Genomic DNA, 15,766 nt, shown 5'->3' with positions numbered 1-15,766 from the left:
AACATCTAATTAAAAATTACCGAGCCAAATTTTGTAATACTAAAAATGGTATTTTAATATGTAACCCTAGTTTATCTATAGTAGATTTATATAACATATCATCCACATAAGAATGTCTTGAATTAACAATAATCAACATATCTATATCCTTATGAACAATGTATTTAGATATAGCAATAGACTTATCTTCCAAAGCCATAGTTTCAAAAACCAAACTAGCTTTTCGCAAGCATTCCTTCATAAATTTTTGATTGTCTTCCTGTCTAAGCGATAATTTTTTATTTCTATCAATATGTAAAACATGAATAGTTGACCTATAAGAGCCTGTTAATTCGCTCAATAATTTTAACTCCCTTCTTTTATAAGGAATTAAATAATTAGTTGGAAAAAGTATCTCTTTTGGAGGATGGTAATTATACCCTTCTGGTATAGTTAAAACAGGACAATTTACAAATTTAAGTACCTGTAAAGCGTTGCTTCCAAATGTAATTTTTCGGTCATTAGTGCTTCCTCTAGTACCCATGACTACAATATCTATATTTTCTTGATTAACCCAATCATTAACCTCATCAACAAGCATCCCAAAGGCAGCAACCACTTTGAATAAATGTCTTGGATTAGGCGAATATTCTTCTATACGTTGTATCGTTAATTCTGTTTTCGCTACGACCTTTTCATAGCTTTTATATTTTATATCCTCTAATGCTAACCTTTCATTTTTAACCTCCGCTGCATATACTTCATCCGCATAAGCATGTAGTATAAAAAATTCGCATTTTTCATACTTAAAAATTTGACATGCATATTTTAAAGCATTAAATGCATTTTCTGAAAAATCCGTAGGAACTAAAACTTTTCTCATGTCTAAATTATTTGTGTAGTAAATATAGTAGCCTATTAATTAAAAAAGCATGATATTCATCAGCTTTAATAAAAACCTGTTTTCTATCTTTGTAGTAAGTTTTAAAATATGAAAAGTAGCTTTCAAAATATTATTGAATCTGACACTCCTGTCCTAGTAGATTTTTTTGCAGAATGGTGTGGGCCATGTAAAGCTTTGGCTCCCATTTTAAAAGAAGTAAAAGAGAATCTTGGCGAAGCAGTAAAGATTATTAAAATAGATGTGGATAAAAACCAGACACTATCTCAAAAATACCAAGTACGTGGAGTACCTACAATGTTGATTTTTAAAAATGGAAAACAAGTTTGGAAACAATCTGGCGTTGTACCCAAGAAAGACATTATAAACACCTTAAAATCTTTTAGTTAACCCTCTTCTTTTCTTAAAAAACTTAAAGAAATATTTTTCTTTTTTAGGTACATCCATATTGTTAGGCTTCTTTAAATAAAAACTACAAAATGGAACAGTTAATTGACTTAAATAAGAAAAATATAAGAGCAGAACATATTTGCTGCGCAATAGCAGATAAGAAATGTTCGGATAGCTATAATGCAAAAAAAGATTGGCTTACTAAAGAATTTAATAACGGATATGTCTTTAGGCGAATCAATGAAAGAGCTAAAGTATTTATGGAATATGGCCCTGCAGAAAATGCATGGATTCCGATTACAGCACCAAATTATTTGAATATTAATTGCTTTTGGGTATCTGGAAAATATAAAAAAAATGGGTACGGAAAAGAACTTCTAAGGACAGCTATTGAAGATGCTGAAAACCAAAGAAAAGACGGTTTAGTTACTGTAGTCGGGACCAAGAAGTTTCATTTTATGAGCGACACAAAATGGTTTCTAAAACAAGGATTTGAAGAAATTGAAAAAATATCAAGTGGGTTTAGTTTATTAGTAAAGAGAATAAATCCAGAAGCTAAACTACCTATATTTAATGAATCTGTGAAAAGCGGAGAATGCAAAGAAAAAAACGGACTTGTTGCTTATTATTCTAATCGTTGTCCTTTTGCTGAATTTCATGCAACAAACTCCTTGATAGAAACCGCTAAGGACAGAAAAATTCCTCTACAGATTATTAAATTAAAAACAATGGAACAAGCCCAATCTGCTCCAAGTCCAGCTACAATTTTTAGTCTATTTTATAATGGAAAATTTATGACTACGGACATTAGTGTTTGTATGAATACTAGATATGATAAGGTTATGGATAAAATTTTAAAATAAAAACACCGTTTAACAACTTCTATAAACAATACAGATTTGACGATTCGTTTTAAAGACTATGTCTATTTATAAGGGTATTGAATTAATCTGAAATGACATTTTAAAGACAAAAAAAATCTACTAATTTCTATCTTTAATGTAGTATTTTACCCTCTTAAATTTGTTCTATGATATTAGTCATAGCTCTAAGTCTGTTTAACCAATAACTTTAAATGATAATGTTTCATTTAAATAAGATATTATGGATTATTTACAGACAAGACCTAAGGAGAATTATATTCAAGAAAATGATTGGCAAGAACTTTACGTATTAACCAAACATTGGAAATCTGATTTACTCTTCTACAAAGACGATTTAAAATTTTTACACCATTTAATTGATAAATATTTTATCTGGATTACCAAAAAGGACAACTTAGAAGATGTACGAAAAATTGGAGTTAGCATCTTACAAGACACCACCGCTGTAAAGAACCTATTAAATAAAGTTAGGAGCCATCTATCCCATTTAGCTAATTTAATAGATGAACCTTTTAAAAATGATGCAGAACAAATTAGAACAGAACACCAAGAATTAGAAGACCTAATTGCAGTATTTATTAAACAAGTAAGACAGAACAGAAAACAACTTTTCTCTATTACGGAGCATGTTCTAGAGAGTGAGCAGTTAACGCATTTAATGAAAAAATAACTCTTATTATATATACAAAAAGCCAGTATAACCGATGGGTTATACTGGCTTTTTGTATACTTTAAATTTAAATTTTTAAAGATTGTAATAGCAGCAAAACATCCAATTAATTCTTAATTGTATATGTATGATTAATATCATTTTCTTACAAAAACAGTTATAATATTTTTGAGGCAACACCAATGTGCTTGTAATATAATCATTCCCAAAAAAACTCTTATATGAAATCCGTTTAGAAATAAAATATATACAAAAATGATACATAACCGAGAAATACGTAATGCCTTTTATCAAAATATAGGTAAACTGTTTTATACCATCGCCATGGCAGATAAACAAGTACACCCAAATGAAATTAAAAAACTAAAAGAGGATGTTCGCAAATATTGGCTTTCTGTAGATGAAATAGAAGATGAATTTGGAACGGATGCTGCTTTACAAATTGAAATCGTATTCGATTGGTTGCTTTTAGAAGAAAAAAAGGGGCAGCATTATTACCAAGAATTTCTCGACTTCTACAAAGAGCATCCTGTATTTTTTACCTTAGATATTAAAAAAATAATCTGGAAAACAGCAGATGACATTGCTTCTTCATATGCTGGAAAAAACAAATCTGAACTAATAATACTCGCCAAATTAAAACAATTACTAACATAATATATACTTGGCTTTAGCTAACTTTTCTATGTAACTAAAGTTACTGTACACTCCTTTTTATACCAATACTTTTATAACTTTAAAATAGTATCCTTATTATGAAAATAGAACAAATTTATACCGGATGTTTAGCACATGCTGCTTATTACATTGAAAATAAAGGAGAAGCTGCTATTTTTGACCCTCTACGAGAGGTACAACCATATATAGACAGAGCAAAGAAAGACAATGCTAAAATAAAATACGTTTTTGAAACGCATTTTCATGCAGATTTTGTTAGTGGTCATTTAGATTTACAGAAAAAAACTGGAGCTCAAATTGTATTTGGGCCAACTGCAAAACCAAGCTATGACGCTTTAATCGCAACCGACAATCAGATATTTAAAATAGGAGATTATACTATTAAATTATTGCACACTCCTGGCCATACCATGGAAAGCTCTTCTTTTTTATTAATAGATGAAAACAATACTGAAAAAGGAATTATAACTGGAGATACTTTATTTATTGGTGATGTTGGTAGACCAGATTTAGCACAACACGTTGTATCCGAACTAACAGAAGAAATTTTAGCAGGACATTTGTATGATTCGCTACGAAATAAAATAATGCCTTTAGATGATACATTAATAGTATACCCTAATCATGGTGCTGGATCTGCTTGCGGTAAAATGATGAGCAAAGAAACCACAGATACTTTAGGACACCAAAAAGAAGTAAACTATGCTTTACGGGCAGATATGACAAAAGAAGAGTTTATTAAAGAATTACTTACAGGCCTAACAGCTCCTCCTGCTTATTTTCCACAAAATGTACTCTTAAATATAAAAGGGTATGATAATTTAGATACTGTCTTAGAACGTGCTAAAAAACCTTTAAACCCAACAAATTTTGAAGTAATAGCAAATGAAACAGGAGCTATTGTTTTAGATACTAGGGATGCTAGTGATTTCGCAAAAGCCCATATTCCTAATAGCATTAATATTGGAATAAACGGAAGCTTTGCTCAATGGGTTGGAGAAATGATTCCAAATGTAAAACAAGAAATTTTATTAGTTACCTACCCAGAACAAGAAGAAGAAAGCCTTACTAGATTATCTCGTGTTGGTTATGACAATACTATTGGGTTCTTAGGTGGTGGTCTTCCAAGTTGGAGAAAAGCAGGTAAAGAAATAGACCGAATTAATAGAATTACTAGTAAAGAATTTGAAGCCGGTTATATAGCTAAAATGCCTTTAATAATAGACATTAGAAAGAAAAGCGAGTATAACTCAGAACATGTAATTGGTGCCATAAATATTCCTTTAAATGAAATTAACCAGCGCTTAGCAGAGTTACCCAAAGAAAAACCTTTTGTAATCTATTGCGCAGGAGGGTACAGAAGTATGATTGCCGCTTCTATATTAAAACAAAGAGGTTGGGATGATTTTGCCGATGTCATAGGAGGTTTTACTGATATAAAAGAAACGGACTTAAAAATATCGGATTACATCTGTCCAACAACACAATTATAATAATATAAATAGTTCGTTTGGTTGTTTAAGAGAGCCGTCATTTGCCTTAAAAGGGTTCATTCCTTATAAAAATTAATAATTAAAAATAAAAAAACGCTTATGAAAGCATCTTTAGTAGTACAGAATTTAAAATGTGGTGGTTGCGCTAAGACTATAACCAACAAATTAATGGCTTTAAACCATATTACAGACATTTATGTAAATCCAGATAATGCAACTATTTCTTTTTCTTATAAAAATAAAGAAGATCAAGAAATAGTAAAAAACAAATTGCAATCTATAGGTTACCCAACTATAGATTCTGAAAACTCTATTATAACAAAAGCAACTTCTTTTGTAAGCTGTGCCACCGGAAAATTATCTAAATAAATTTACTATGAAATTTCTATATCTCTCTCTTGTTTTACTGTTTCTTACTAATTGTAAAGATGCTAAGAAATCTGAATATATAGCTACGGAAGACAAAGAAGATAGCTCTAAAAATATTTCTTCGGAACAACATCCTGGAAAAAAACTAATGGAAACAGAATGCTACATTTGTCACAATCCAAAGGCTTCTGAATCTAGTAGAATTGCTCCCCCAATGATTGCCATTAAAAAACATTATATCAATAGCAATACATCTAAGGAAGAATTTAGAAAATCTATGGTAAATTGGATTGAAAATCCTAGTATAAAAAACTCTAAAATGCCTGGTGCTCTTAAAAGATTTGGCGTAATGCCATACCAACCCTACCCTATAGAAACTATTGAACAAATAGCTGATTATATGTTCGACAATACTATTGAACAGCCTAAATGGTTTAAAGAACACTATAAACAAGGGCACGGAAAAGGACATGGAAAAGGTAATAACAAAGGAATGGGAAGGAAAAATAGAAATTCCCCAAATTCAGAAATTGATTATGCCGATATGGGATTAAAATACGCCTTGTCTACAAAAGCACAATTGGGCAAAAACTTAATGCGTACTATTAAAGAAAAAGGAACTGTTGGTGCAGTTGAGTTCTGCAATATAAAAGCCATTACATTAACAGATAGTATATCTGTAATAAATAATGCCCTAATTAAAAGAGTTTCTGATAAACCTAGGAATCCTAAGAACAAGGCAAATGCTACAGAATTGGGGCATATAAATACTTTTAAAAAACTAGTGTCCGAAGAAAAAGAAATTAACCCAATAGTAGAAAAAGTAAACAAGAAGATACACTTTTATTATCCTATAAAAACAAATTCTATGTGCTTACAATGCCATGGTAAATCGCTTAAAAATATTGAAATCGCAACTATGGCTACTTTAAAAGTACTATACCCTAATGATAAGGCTATTGATTATGATGTTAATGAAGTAAGAGGCATTTGGAGTATTTCTTTTGATGAAAAGAGTATCGCTGTAGAATAATAGTAGTAATCGTCTTAAGGGCAAGGCTCAATACATTAAAAAGAATTAATATTTAACCAATATCCTAAAAGCTTGGTAGTATAATAAAAAAGGGGCAAATGCCCCTTTTTTATGTATCTATATATCTTTAAAACTTATACTGTACAAATGCACTTAGGTTTCTTCCTGGATCATTAATGGCCGTTTTACCAAAATCAGCTTGGTTTTTAAACGAAAAGTTTAAGTGGTTATAATACGTTTCATCAAAAACATTAATTGCGGCTAAACCTAAGGTTAAGTTTTTTATAGGAACAACCCCCAAACGAATATCTAAAACATCATAACCAGGTGTTTCTACCTCTCCGAAAGAAGCCGAAATATTATCTTGTTTAGATGTTAATGCATACTGTAAATTAACCCAGAACTTTTCTTTTTCAAAACCTAGTTTAAAACGAGTTACCAAAGGTGGTACTAATGGTAGAGATTCGCTTAAATCTTTATTCTTCGCATATACATAAGATAGCTCTGTAGTAAAATTAAAATTGGTAAGAAAATCTACTCCTCCAAACACCTCAAAACCTGTTTTATACGCCTCCTTTAAATTTCTAAAAACTTTAGGATTTCTAGGTTCTGCTGTAGGCATAAACTTTCTAGTAAGGGTTTTATCTACCACTGCTACAATGTAATTTTCGTAAAAGGAATAGTAAAATGAAGTACCATAATTAAAAGTATCGAAAGTTGAGTCTTCCAGAGGAATACTACCTTTAAATCCAATTTCAAATTGATTATTTATTTCTGCATCTAAATTAGGATTCCCTATATATTCATACGAATCTTGACCTACTGAGAAATGATTTATAACACGCTCTATCATATTTGCAGAACGCACTCCTCTACCATATGCTAACTCCATTATAAATCGAGTAGAAGGCATATATTTTAAAGAAACAGTACCACTAATATTATGCTCCGTACGTTTCTCTAAATCGCCATATAAACTAATAAAATCTGCTTCAGGATCTTTTGTTTCAGAAATAACACCATCGTATCGTAAACCTGCTGTCAGTTTTGTTTTATTGGTTAAACTATACTTACCCTCTATAAATACACCTATATCATCTATATAAGAATCTTGCCAAATTTTATCTGTGAATGTTTTTGGGGTTGCCAAAGGCCCCATTGCGTTTCTTTTCACTATTCTTACGCGATCTCCATCTCTGGCAATATGAAATAAATCTACTCCTGTATATAGGTTTAATTTATTATTTGGCTTTAATTTAAACTCTAACTTACCTCCTGCTGTTACTGCATCTATAGAAGAAACAGCATCTGTCATCATAAAACTAGGTCTTCTATTATTCGCCATTATATGGTCTACATAACTGTAATAAACCTTTGCATCTACCCCTTTTAACAGACCAGATAAACCTGTAAGTTTATAATCTACAGATACTATAGAGCTATTATCTTCCTCGGTATCCATAGGCAAACCTGCATGCAACACATCTCTACCATACGATTGTCTCCAATGTGCTTGCAGTCTTTGATTTTCACTAAAATTATACCCTACCCTTAGACCATAATCTAAACTTCTAAAAGAAGACGGAATTTCTGTTCCACCTCCATCAGAATAATTACCAAAATCTCTATATCCTACATTCCCAACTATATCATACGTTTTTGTAGCCTGCTGTAAACGAACCATAGAAACTAAAGAATTACCATTACTCTCATAACCAGCGTGTACACTTCCACTTAAACCATACTGCCCTGCCTTAGGCTTTTGTGTTACCATATTTACTATACCACCAAAGGTAGCTCCGTAACGCACGGTATATGGGCCTTTAATAATTTCAATTTTCTCTATTTCTTCAGGTATTACATGGGTAGTTATTGGATCCATACGATTGGGGCAAGCATTCATTGCCTTTGTTCCACCATCAAACTGAACATTTAGTTGTTCGTATTGGGTTGCTCTAAACGTAGGGTCTACCGCATAATTTCCTCTTTTTATTAAAGAAAACCCATTAATATCCTGAAATAAATCTGCAACATTTCTGGGTTGCACTATTTTCTTTACATAATCATTAGTTTCTAAAACAAAAACAGGATCTATTTTACTATTTCCTGTTACCATAACACCACGTACTTCTATGGGAGCTTCTTCTAATATAAATTGGATTCTATTAGAGGAAGGTTTTACTTCTTTTATTACCGATTTATAGCCTAAAAATGAAATGGTAATCGTAGTTCCTTCATCAGGGATTTGTAACTGAAATTTACCTTCATTATCGGTATAAGTTGCTTTACCCTTTGCAGGAACAACATGGGCTTGCTCTAATAATATATTTTGATTTTCACTTAGGACTTCTCCTTTAAAATTTTGTGCATTTGCAAAATATCCGAACATCATAAGTACGGATACAAAAATGGTTCTTAGTATCATTTTCGTTAATTTTTTTATAGTTAAATAGATGATTTTTCTAAACAATAGTTCTATGTTTAGAATAAAAAACGAGTATTTTACACTAAGCTTCTGGAGGGTATTCTATGGCACTTAAAAATCTATAGGAGTATTTATTAGAATAAATTACTTCATTGATTTCATTAGCTCTAAAAGTTGGAAATTTTAACTTAACAAACGAGCATATAAACAAAACCGTTTCCGATTTTATTAGTTCCGTATTTATTGGGTAATCTGATGTGCTATTTTCTTTTTTCAACATTTTTGCAAGCTCGCACTTACCATTACATTTTAATTCTGGCTTATCCGTATTAATACAAAAACGTTCTATAAAGTTATCGGAATTTAAAATGTAATAACTCATAGTCCCTGCTATTTTTAAGCTTGTTGCTAGGGTAATGGCTACAAAAAATAATACAATATGTAATTTACTACGCTCCACAAGGCAAATTTAACCTCATATTTTGGTTAGAAAGATGACAAGTATCATCTTTCTAACTCAAAAATAAGTGCTCTTATTTATAAACTACGTTTAATAGCTGCCTGTGCTGCTGCTGCTCTAGCTATAGGAACTCTATAAGGAGAACAGCTTACGTAATTCATTCCTGCATTAAAGCAAAATTCCACAGAGCTTGGTTCGCCACCATGTTCACCACAAATACCAACCTTTAAATCTGGCTTGGTAGATCTACCTCTCTTGGTGCCCATTTCTACCAGTTGCCCCACTCCTTCTTGATCTAAGACCTCGAACGGATCTACAGCCAAAATACCTTTTTCTAAGTATATTGGTAAAAATTTACCGGCATCATCCCGAGAATAACCAAACGTCATTTGTGTTAAATCATTAGTTCCGAAAGAGAAAAAATCTGCTTTTGCCGCTATTTTATCGGCTAATAAGGCAGCTCTAGGAATTTCTATCATTGTACCCACCATATAGTCGATAGTATCTTTTCTTTCTGCAAAAACTAAATTGGCGGTATCTTTAATAATTTTCTCTTGTGCCTCAAACTCTTTCAATGTACCTACTAAAGGAACCATAATCTCTGGTTTAGCAATTATTCCTTTTTCTTTAAGGTTTAATGCTGCTTCTATAATCGCTCGTGTTTGCATTTCCGTTATTTCAGGATACGTATTTCCTAATCGACAACCTCTATGACCTAACATTGGATTAAATTCTTGAAGCTCTGAAACTTTATTCTTTACCGCCTGCAAGGAAATATGCATATCATCGGCAAGTTCCTTTTGCGTTGCTAATTGGTGCGGTACAAATTCATGCAATGGTGGATCTAACAATCTCACAGTTACCGGAAACCCTTCCATAACTTTAAAAATACCTTCAAAATCGCTACGCTGCATTGGCAATAAATCTTCTAATGCTTGTTTTCTGCCTTTAACGGTATCTGCAAGTATCATTTCTCGCATAGCTTTAATACGATCTACTTCAAAAAACATATGCTCTGTTCTTGTAAGACCAATACCTTCCGCTCCAAAACTACGGGCAACTTTTGCATCTTTAGGAGAGTCTGCATTAGTTCTTACTTTCATGGTAGCAAATTTATTTGCCAAATCCATAATCTCTGCAAATTCACCGCTTAACTCTGGCTCACTAGTAGCAACTTTACCTTCTATAATATTTCCTGTAGAACCATTTAAAGAAATCCAATCTCCTTCATGATACACTTTTCCTTCTACCGTAAGAGTTCTACTTTTATAATCAATTTTTAAAGCTCCTGCTCCTGAAATACAGCATTTTCCCATACCACGAGCAACTACTGCCGCATGGGACGTCATTCCTCCTCTAGCCGTTAAAATACCTTTAGCGATATTCATCCCTTCTAAATCTTCTGGAGACGTTTCTATTCTTGTTAAAATACAATTACGGTATTTATTTGTTTCATCTGCATGAAACACTATCTGTCCTGTTGCTGCACCTGGTGATGCTGGTAAACCTTGTGCTATAACATTTGCTCTTTTTAAAGCATCCGCATCAAAAATTGGATGTAATAATTCATCTAATTTATTGGGTTCCACCATCATCATGGCAGCTTTTTCATCTATAAACCCTTCTTTTAAAAGGTCTATGGCTATCTTTACCATAGCAGCACCCGTACGTTTACCATTACGCGTTTGTAAAATCCAAAGTTTACCTTCTTGTATGGTAAATTCCATATCTTGCATATCGTTATAATGCTTTTCTAATATCTCTTGATACTCGTTGAGCTCTTTAAATATAACTGGCATTAATTCCTCTAATGAAGGATAATTTGCGCTACGGTTTTCCTCTTCTACTTTTGCTAATTCTGCCCATCGTTGGGAACCAAGTTTGGTTATTTGTTGTGGTGTTCTTACCCCTGCTACCACATCTTCTCCCTGCGCATTAATTAAATACTCTCCATTAAATACATTTTCTCCTGTACCCGCATCTCTAGTAAAACATACGCCAGTTCCCGAATTTTCATTCATGTTACCGTAAACCATGGCTTGTACATTTACAGCGGTACCCCATTGAGACGGGTAGCCGTTCATATTTCTATAATAAATAGCTCTATCTCCGTTCCAACTATTAAAAACAGCTATAATTGCTCCCCATAATTGTTCCCATGGATCCAACGGAAAATCATGTCCCGTTTTTTTCTTTACAGCATCCTTAAAATCGTACACTAAATCTTTTAAATCTTGAATGCTGAAATCTGTATCTAAATCGATCTCTCTTTTATCCTTTAGGTGCTCCATTATTTCTTCAAATGGATCTATATCTTCTTTAGATTCTGGTTTCATGCCTAAAACAACACTGCCGTACATTTGAATAAACCTACGGTAAGAATCCCAAGCGAAACGCTCGTTATTTGTCTTGGTAGCTAAACCTTTTACCACCTCATCATTTAAACCTAAATTTAGAACTGTATCCATCATTCCAGGCATAGATACTCTAGCTCCGGAACGTACAGAAATAAGTAACGGATTATCAGCATCACCAAATGATGCTTCCATTATATTTTCTATATTTTCTAATGCTTTTTCTACATCGGCCTTTATCGCCGCTAAAGCCTCTTCTTTTCCTTTCTCATTGTACATGGTACAAACCTCTGTTGTAATAGTAAAACCAGGTGGAACAGGAATACCTATAGCACTCATTTCTGCTAAATTTGCCCCTTTACCTCCTAAAAGGTTTTTCATTTTACTATTGCCATCTGCTTTTTTATTTCCAAAACGATAAACTTGGGATTGTACTTCTTCTAAAATTTCCATATCCGTTTTTTAAATTTTAAATTTTAATTGTCAATACTGGTAAAGTAGCTTCGTTGGCTATATCCTCACCGATACTACCTTTAAAATAATGAGATAAACCGCGACGTCCATGTGTAGTAACTGCAATAACATCTGCGGAAATTTCACTAGCATAATTGAAAAGTCCTTGCTCTATAGTATAGCCGTTTAAATAGGTAATATTCTGAATAGGTGTATTTTCTCCGTGGTGAGCAACACGCATAAAAAGTTTAACTTGTTCTTCTATTTCTAGGGTGCTTTTAAAATTACTAAAAGGTAGATTTATGTGTACCAAATTGATATTTGCCCCTAAGACTTGAATCATTTGGATTGCTTTTCGATACGCCTCTAAGCTTTCTATTTGAAAATCGAAAGCAAAAACTATTTCTTTGGGTTTAAAAAAAGAATTAGGTTTCTTTATTACCAAAACAGGTAATTCTGAGCTGCGAATTACCTGTTCTGTTCCTGTACCCACAAAAATATCTCCTAAACTATTTTTGCCATGCGAACTCATAACTATTAAATCTACTTGTTGCTCAAGGGCTACACTATTTATTTCTTTAAAAATTTTATAATTCTGAACTATTTGAGACACTTTAATTCCTCTTAAATACGATTTTTCTAAAAGAATATTAAACCGTTCTTTGGCTTGTTTTAGGTAATATTTAGCTTCTGCAGCTAGCTTAGTCTCATCATTAGAAAAAAACATATCTGACAATCCCAACATATGAAATAATACAATTTCTGCCTTATGTTGTTTAGCTAAGATAGAAGCTACCTCTAATGCATATTCTGAATCTTCAGAAAAATTAGTAGGTACTAAAATCTTTTTCATAACCAAATTTATTAATGGTGATTAAACGTCTCTTTACGTTTAGAAAGTTGTTTTTCTAATTCTTTAATTGTTTTTATGGCTGCCTTATCAAACTGCACGTCTGTTGCTTTTGCAAAAAGTCTTGGCCCTGGTGCGCTTAATTGTATTTCACAAACTTTACTCTTACCACTTTTATCGTTTTCTAGTTTTAAGAAAACTTCTGCTCTAATTAACCAATCGTATTTAGATGCTAACTTTTCTAACTTTTCAGTTATAAAGGCACTCATGCTTTCACTTGTAGGCATTTGCACGTATTGAATATCTATAATCATATATCTATTAATTTAAAGTTATATCTCAAATTTACATCAGATATAAAACTAACAACATGACATATGTCAGCTTTAAACGAAAACGGCTCAGGTTTTCTAAAAAAGGAAAAAAAGACGTATTCATAATGTTTAAAAGAGGGTAAGGGGATACTTTTTTGTAAAAAACATAAAGATGAGTTATTAGTATATTTGCTTTTTCTGCATAAAAAAACCGCCTAAATACATACTATTTAGACGGCTTTTAGTAACTAAAAAATACAATTAAACTCTAGCTTATAATTTTAAATTAAGTAATATCTCATGTGTGCCATTATCTATGGTTCTTACAGGGCTTTCAAACGCTGCTTCATATGCGTACCCTAATTCCATCCATTTATTGGCTTTAAAAACAAGAATACCACTAATACTTTCATCTAACCTATACCCTGCTCCTAAACTAAATCTGTTATTAAACTCTACAAGAGCCGTAACATCTACAGATAAGGGAGAAGCCTCCACATAACTTAATAGTACAGTAGGTTTCAATACTATTTCATCTGCTAAACTAATGTCATAACCACCTGCTAAATAAATGTGCATTTTATCCATGCCTACCTTAGCCAAACCATCATCATACTCTAATCTATCTGGCGTTAACACTTTTGGTATAGACAAAGCTAAAAAGTACTTATCGTGTTTTAAATAGGCGCCTACTCCTATATTAACATTAAAGCCTCCATCAATATTCATTAAAGACGGATCTGCTTGAATTCCATAGGTCATTAAACCTGCAGTATTTGCTTTATAAGAATTAAAGCCTGCCTTTAACCCAAAAAACAAATCATGGCTGTCATTTAATTTTAATTTGTATGAAAAGTCTAAAGCAATAGAGGTTTGGTTTTCTATAAAAGTTCTATCATTTATTATAGAAGCTCCAATACCTACATTTTTTCGCAAAGGTGTTCCAAAAATAACACTTTGCGTTTCTGGAGCTCCTTCTACACTTGCCCATTGGCTTCTAACATTAAGACCTAAATCTGTAACCTCATTAGCACCTGCATACGCAGGGTTTATTAAATTCATATTATACCTATAAAACGTATAATTAGGTTCTTGCTGTGCCGACAAACTCATGCTTGCCAATGCTAAGAAAACTATTGTATATATTAATTTTATTTTCATTTTTTCTTGGGGTTTTACTTTAGTAATTAATAAACATCCAACCTTGTAATGGTGCTGTACCATTACCTAAGTCTATTACATATAAATAGGATCCTGCAGGAAGCTTTTCTGAATTAGATTTGTACGTTCCATTCCAATCGTTTTTATAACTTGTTGTTGCAAATACCTCATGCCCCCAACGGTTATAAACTTTTACATTAGAATTAGGATAATTATCTATCCCTGGAACAAACCAATTATCATTTATACCATCTCCGTTAGGAGTAAATGCTTCTGCTGGTGCTAAAGATGGTTCTGCTGTTTTAGGGAATACATCTTTTGCATCCATTACTCCATCATTATCATCATCATCATCTACACTATCGGAAATTCCATCCCCATCTGTATCTTCTGGCGTACTAGCAAAATTCTTAGAATCTGTACCTTCTCTATGTTCCACTTCATCTAAATAACCATCTGCATCATCATCTAAATCTGCATTATCTCCTATACCATCACCATCGGTATCGGTATCTTCCGTTGGGTCTGTTGTGAAAGCATCTTCAAAATCTAAAGTACCATCATTATCGTCATCTAAATCAACGTTATTTCCTATTCCATCACCATCAGAATCCGTATCTATATTTCCGTCACCATCATCATCGGTATCGGTATAATCGCCAATACCATCATTATCGGTATCGGTATCTTCTGTTGGATCTAAAGGAAAAACATCTTCAGAATCTGGCGTTCCATCACCATCGTCATCGGTATCGGCATTGTCCCCTGTACCATCTCCATCGGTATCGGTATCTTCGTTTTTATCTAACGGAAAATCGTCTTCTGTATCTAAAGTACCGTCGTTATCATCATCCGTATCCGCATTGTCACCTGTACCATCTCCATCGGTATCGGTATCTTCGTTTTTATCTAACGGAAAATCGTCTTCTGTATCTAAAGTACCATCGTTATCATCATCCGTATCTGCATTGTCGCCTGTACCATCTCCATCGGTATCGGTATCTTCGTTTTTATCTAACGGAAAATCATCTTCTGTATCTAAAGTACCATCGTTATCATCATCCGTATCTGCATTGTCGCCTGTACCATCTCCATCGGTATCGGTATCTTCATTTTTATCTAACGGAAAATCGTCTTCTGTATCTAAAGTACCATCGTTATCATCATCCGTATCCGCATTGTCGCCTGTACCATCTCCATCGGTATCGGTATCTTCGTTTTTATCTAACGGAAAATCGTCTTCTGTATCTAAAGTACCATCGTTATCGTCATCCGTATCCGCATTGTCGCCTGTACCATCTCCATCGGTATCGGTATCTTCGTTTTCATCCAACGGAAAATCGTCTTCGGTA

At 32.9% G+C, this 15,766-nt stretch carries 15 protein-coding genes; 7 read left to right on the top strand and 8 right to left on the bottom strand.

Annotation, left to right across the window (positions count from 1 at the left end; translation table 11 throughout):
- Positions 1–16: 16 nt before the first annotated feature.
- The gene (locus QZZ51_RS04310; protein WP_291866442.1) at positions 17–862 is read right to left on the bottom strand and encodes a universal stress protein; all 846 of its coding nucleotides are present in this window, start codon (positions 860–862) and stop codon (positions 17–19) included.
- A 108-nt stretch (positions 863–970) separates the two neighbouring features.
- Here QZZ51_RS04310 and trxA point away from each other — a divergent pair, with 108 nt between their 5' ends.
- The 7 genes from trxA (at position 971) to QZZ51_RS04275 (ending at position 6,397) form a co-directional block, all read left to right on the top strand.
- Positions 971–1,270: a thioredoxin gene (gene trxA, locus QZZ51_RS04305; protein WP_291866440.1), complete on the top strand. Its 300-nt coding sequence runs from the start codon at positions 971–973 to the stop codon at positions 1,268–1,270.
- Positions 1,271–1,359: 89 nt separating this feature from the next.
- Positions 1,360–2,133: a GNAT family N-acetyltransferase gene (locus QZZ51_RS04300; protein ID WP_291866438.1), complete on the top strand. Its 774-nt coding sequence runs from the start codon at positions 1,360–1,362 to the stop codon at positions 2,131–2,133.
- A gap of 241 nt (positions 2,134–2,374) precedes the next feature.
- Positions 2,375–2,824: a hypothetical protein gene (locus QZZ51_RS04295; RefSeq protein WP_291866435.1), complete on the top strand. Its 450-nt coding sequence runs from the start codon at positions 2,375–2,377 to the stop codon at positions 2,822–2,824.
- A 255-nt stretch (positions 2,825–3,079) separates the two neighbouring features.
- Positions 3,080–3,481, top strand: coding sequence for a hypothetical protein (locus tag QZZ51_RS04290; RefSeq protein ID WP_291866432.1), 402 nt, complete (start codon positions 3,080–3,082; stop codon positions 3,479–3,481).
- A 98-nt stretch (positions 3,482–3,579) separates the two neighbouring features.
- Positions 3,580–4,995, top strand: a complete 1,416-nt coding sequence (locus QZZ51_RS04285; protein ID WP_291866429.1) for an MBL fold metallo-hydrolase — start codon at positions 3,580–3,582, stop codon at positions 4,993–4,995.
- A 99-nt stretch (positions 4,996–5,094) separates the two neighbouring features.
- Complete coding sequence (locus tag QZZ51_RS04280) at positions 5,095–5,364, top strand: heavy-metal-associated domain-containing protein (RefSeq protein ID WP_291866426.1); 270 nt, start codon at positions 5,095–5,097, stop codon at positions 5,362–5,364.
- A gap of 7 nt (positions 5,365–5,371) precedes the next feature.
- The gene (locus QZZ51_RS04275) at positions 5,372–6,397 is read left to right on the top strand and encodes a DUF3365 domain-containing protein (protein ID WP_291866424.1); all 1,026 of its coding nucleotides are present in this window, start codon (positions 5,372–5,374) and stop codon (positions 6,395–6,397) included.
- A gap of 127 nt (positions 6,398–6,524) precedes the next feature.
- On the opposite strand, the gene QZZ51_RS04270 is transcribed toward QZZ51_RS04275, so the two are convergent.
- The 7 genes from QZZ51_RS04270 to QZZ51_RS04240 form a co-directional block, all read right to left on the bottom strand.
- Positions 6,525–8,822: a TonB-dependent receptor gene (locus tag QZZ51_RS04270; protein ID WP_291866421.1), complete on the bottom strand. Its 2,298-nt coding sequence runs from the start codon at positions 8,820–8,822 to the stop codon at positions 6,525–6,527.
- An 82-nt stretch (positions 8,823–8,904) separates the two neighbouring features.
- Complete coding sequence (locus tag QZZ51_RS04265) at positions 8,905–9,282, bottom strand: hypothetical protein (RefSeq protein WP_291866419.1); 378 nt, start codon at positions 9,280–9,282, stop codon at positions 8,905–8,907.
- A 77-nt stretch (positions 9,283–9,359) separates the two neighbouring features.
- Positions 9,360–12,089 carry a pyruvate, phosphate dikinase gene (gene ppdK / locus QZZ51_RS04260; protein ID WP_291866415.1) on the bottom strand — a complete coding sequence of 910 codons (2,730 nt, stop codon included), beginning with the start codon at positions 12,087–12,089 and terminating at the stop codon, positions 9,360–9,362.
- A gap of 16 nt (positions 12,090–12,105) precedes the next feature.
- Positions 12,106–12,942 carry a universal stress protein gene (locus tag QZZ51_RS04255; protein WP_291866412.1) on the bottom strand — a complete coding sequence of 279 codons (837 nt, stop codon included), beginning with the start codon at positions 12,940–12,942 and terminating at the stop codon, positions 12,106–12,108.
- An 11-nt stretch (positions 12,943–12,953) separates the two neighbouring features.
- Positions 12,954–13,253: a ribosome-associated translation inhibitor RaiA gene (raiA, locus tag QZZ51_RS04250; protein ID WP_291866410.1), complete on the bottom strand. Its 300-nt coding sequence runs from the start codon at positions 13,251–13,253 to the stop codon at positions 12,954–12,956.
- Between the two features lie 273 nt (positions 13,254–13,526).
- On the bottom strand, positions 13,527–14,414 hold the full coding sequence (locus QZZ51_RS04245) for a type IX secretion system membrane protein PorP/SprF (protein WP_291866407.1): 888 nt from the start codon (positions 14,412–14,414) through the stop codon (positions 13,527–13,529).
- A 19-nt stretch (positions 14,415–14,433) separates the two neighbouring features.
- Positions 14,434–15,766: gliding motility-associated C-terminal domain-containing protein (locus tag QZZ51_RS04240; protein ID WP_291866404.1), on the bottom strand; the 1,333-nt coding region annotated here is incomplete at its 5' end.

Source organism: Maribacter sp., assembly GCF_016744255.1.
Taxonomy (GTDB): domain Bacteria; phylum Bacteroidota; class Bacteroidia; order Flavobacteriales; family Flavobacteriaceae; genus Maribacter_B.
This window is presented reverse-complemented; position numbering and strand designations above follow the sequence as displayed.

Bases quoted from the DNA above. Each gene is read 5' to 3' on its own strand.
- QZZ51_RS04245 (WP_291866407.1), bottom strand. From the start codon at position 14,414: ATGAAAATAAAATTAATATATACAATAGTTTTCTTAGCATTGGCAAGC.
- ppdK (WP_291866415.1), bottom strand. From the start codon at position 12,089: ATGGAAATTTTAGAAGAAGTACAATCCCAAGTTTATCGTTTTGGAAAT.
- QZZ51_RS04310 (WP_291866442.1), bottom strand. From the start codon at position 862: ATGAGAAAAGTTTTAGTTCCTACGGATTTTTCAGAAAATGCATTTAAT.
- QZZ51_RS04275 (WP_291866424.1), top strand. From the start codon at position 5,372: ATGAAATTTCTATATCTCTCTCTTGTTTTACTGTTTCTTACTAATTGT.
- trxA (WP_291866440.1), top strand. From the start codon at position 971: ATGAAAAGTAGCTTTCAAAATATTATTGAATCTGACACTCCTGTCCTA.
- QZZ51_RS04290 (WP_291866432.1), top strand. From the start codon at position 3,080: ATGATACATAACCGAGAAATACGTAATGCCTTTTATCAAAATATAGGT.
- QZZ51_RS04285 (WP_291866429.1), top strand. From the start codon at position 3,580: ATGAAAATAGAACAAATTTATACCGGATGTTTAGCACATGCTGCTTAT.
- QZZ51_RS04270 (WP_291866421.1), bottom strand. From the start codon at position 8,822: ATGATACTAAGAACCATTTTTGTATCCGTACTTATGATGTTCGGATAT.
- QZZ51_RS04280 (WP_291866426.1), top strand. From the start codon at position 5,095: ATGAAAGCATCTTTAGTAGTACAGAATTTAAAATGTGGTGGTTGCGCT.
- raiA (WP_291866410.1), bottom strand. From the start codon at position 13,253: ATGATTATAGATATTCAATACGTGCAAATGCCTACAAGTGAAAGCATG.
- QZZ51_RS04300 (WP_291866438.1), top strand. From the start codon at position 1,360: ATGGAACAGTTAATTGACTTAAATAAGAAAAATATAAGAGCAGAACAT.
- QZZ51_RS04295 (WP_291866435.1), top strand. From the start codon at position 2,375: ATGGATTATTTACAGACAAGACCTAAGGAGAATTATATTCAAGAAAAT.
- QZZ51_RS04255 (WP_291866412.1), bottom strand. From the start codon at position 12,942: ATGAAAAAGATTTTAGTACCTACTAATTTTTCTGAAGATTCAGAATAT.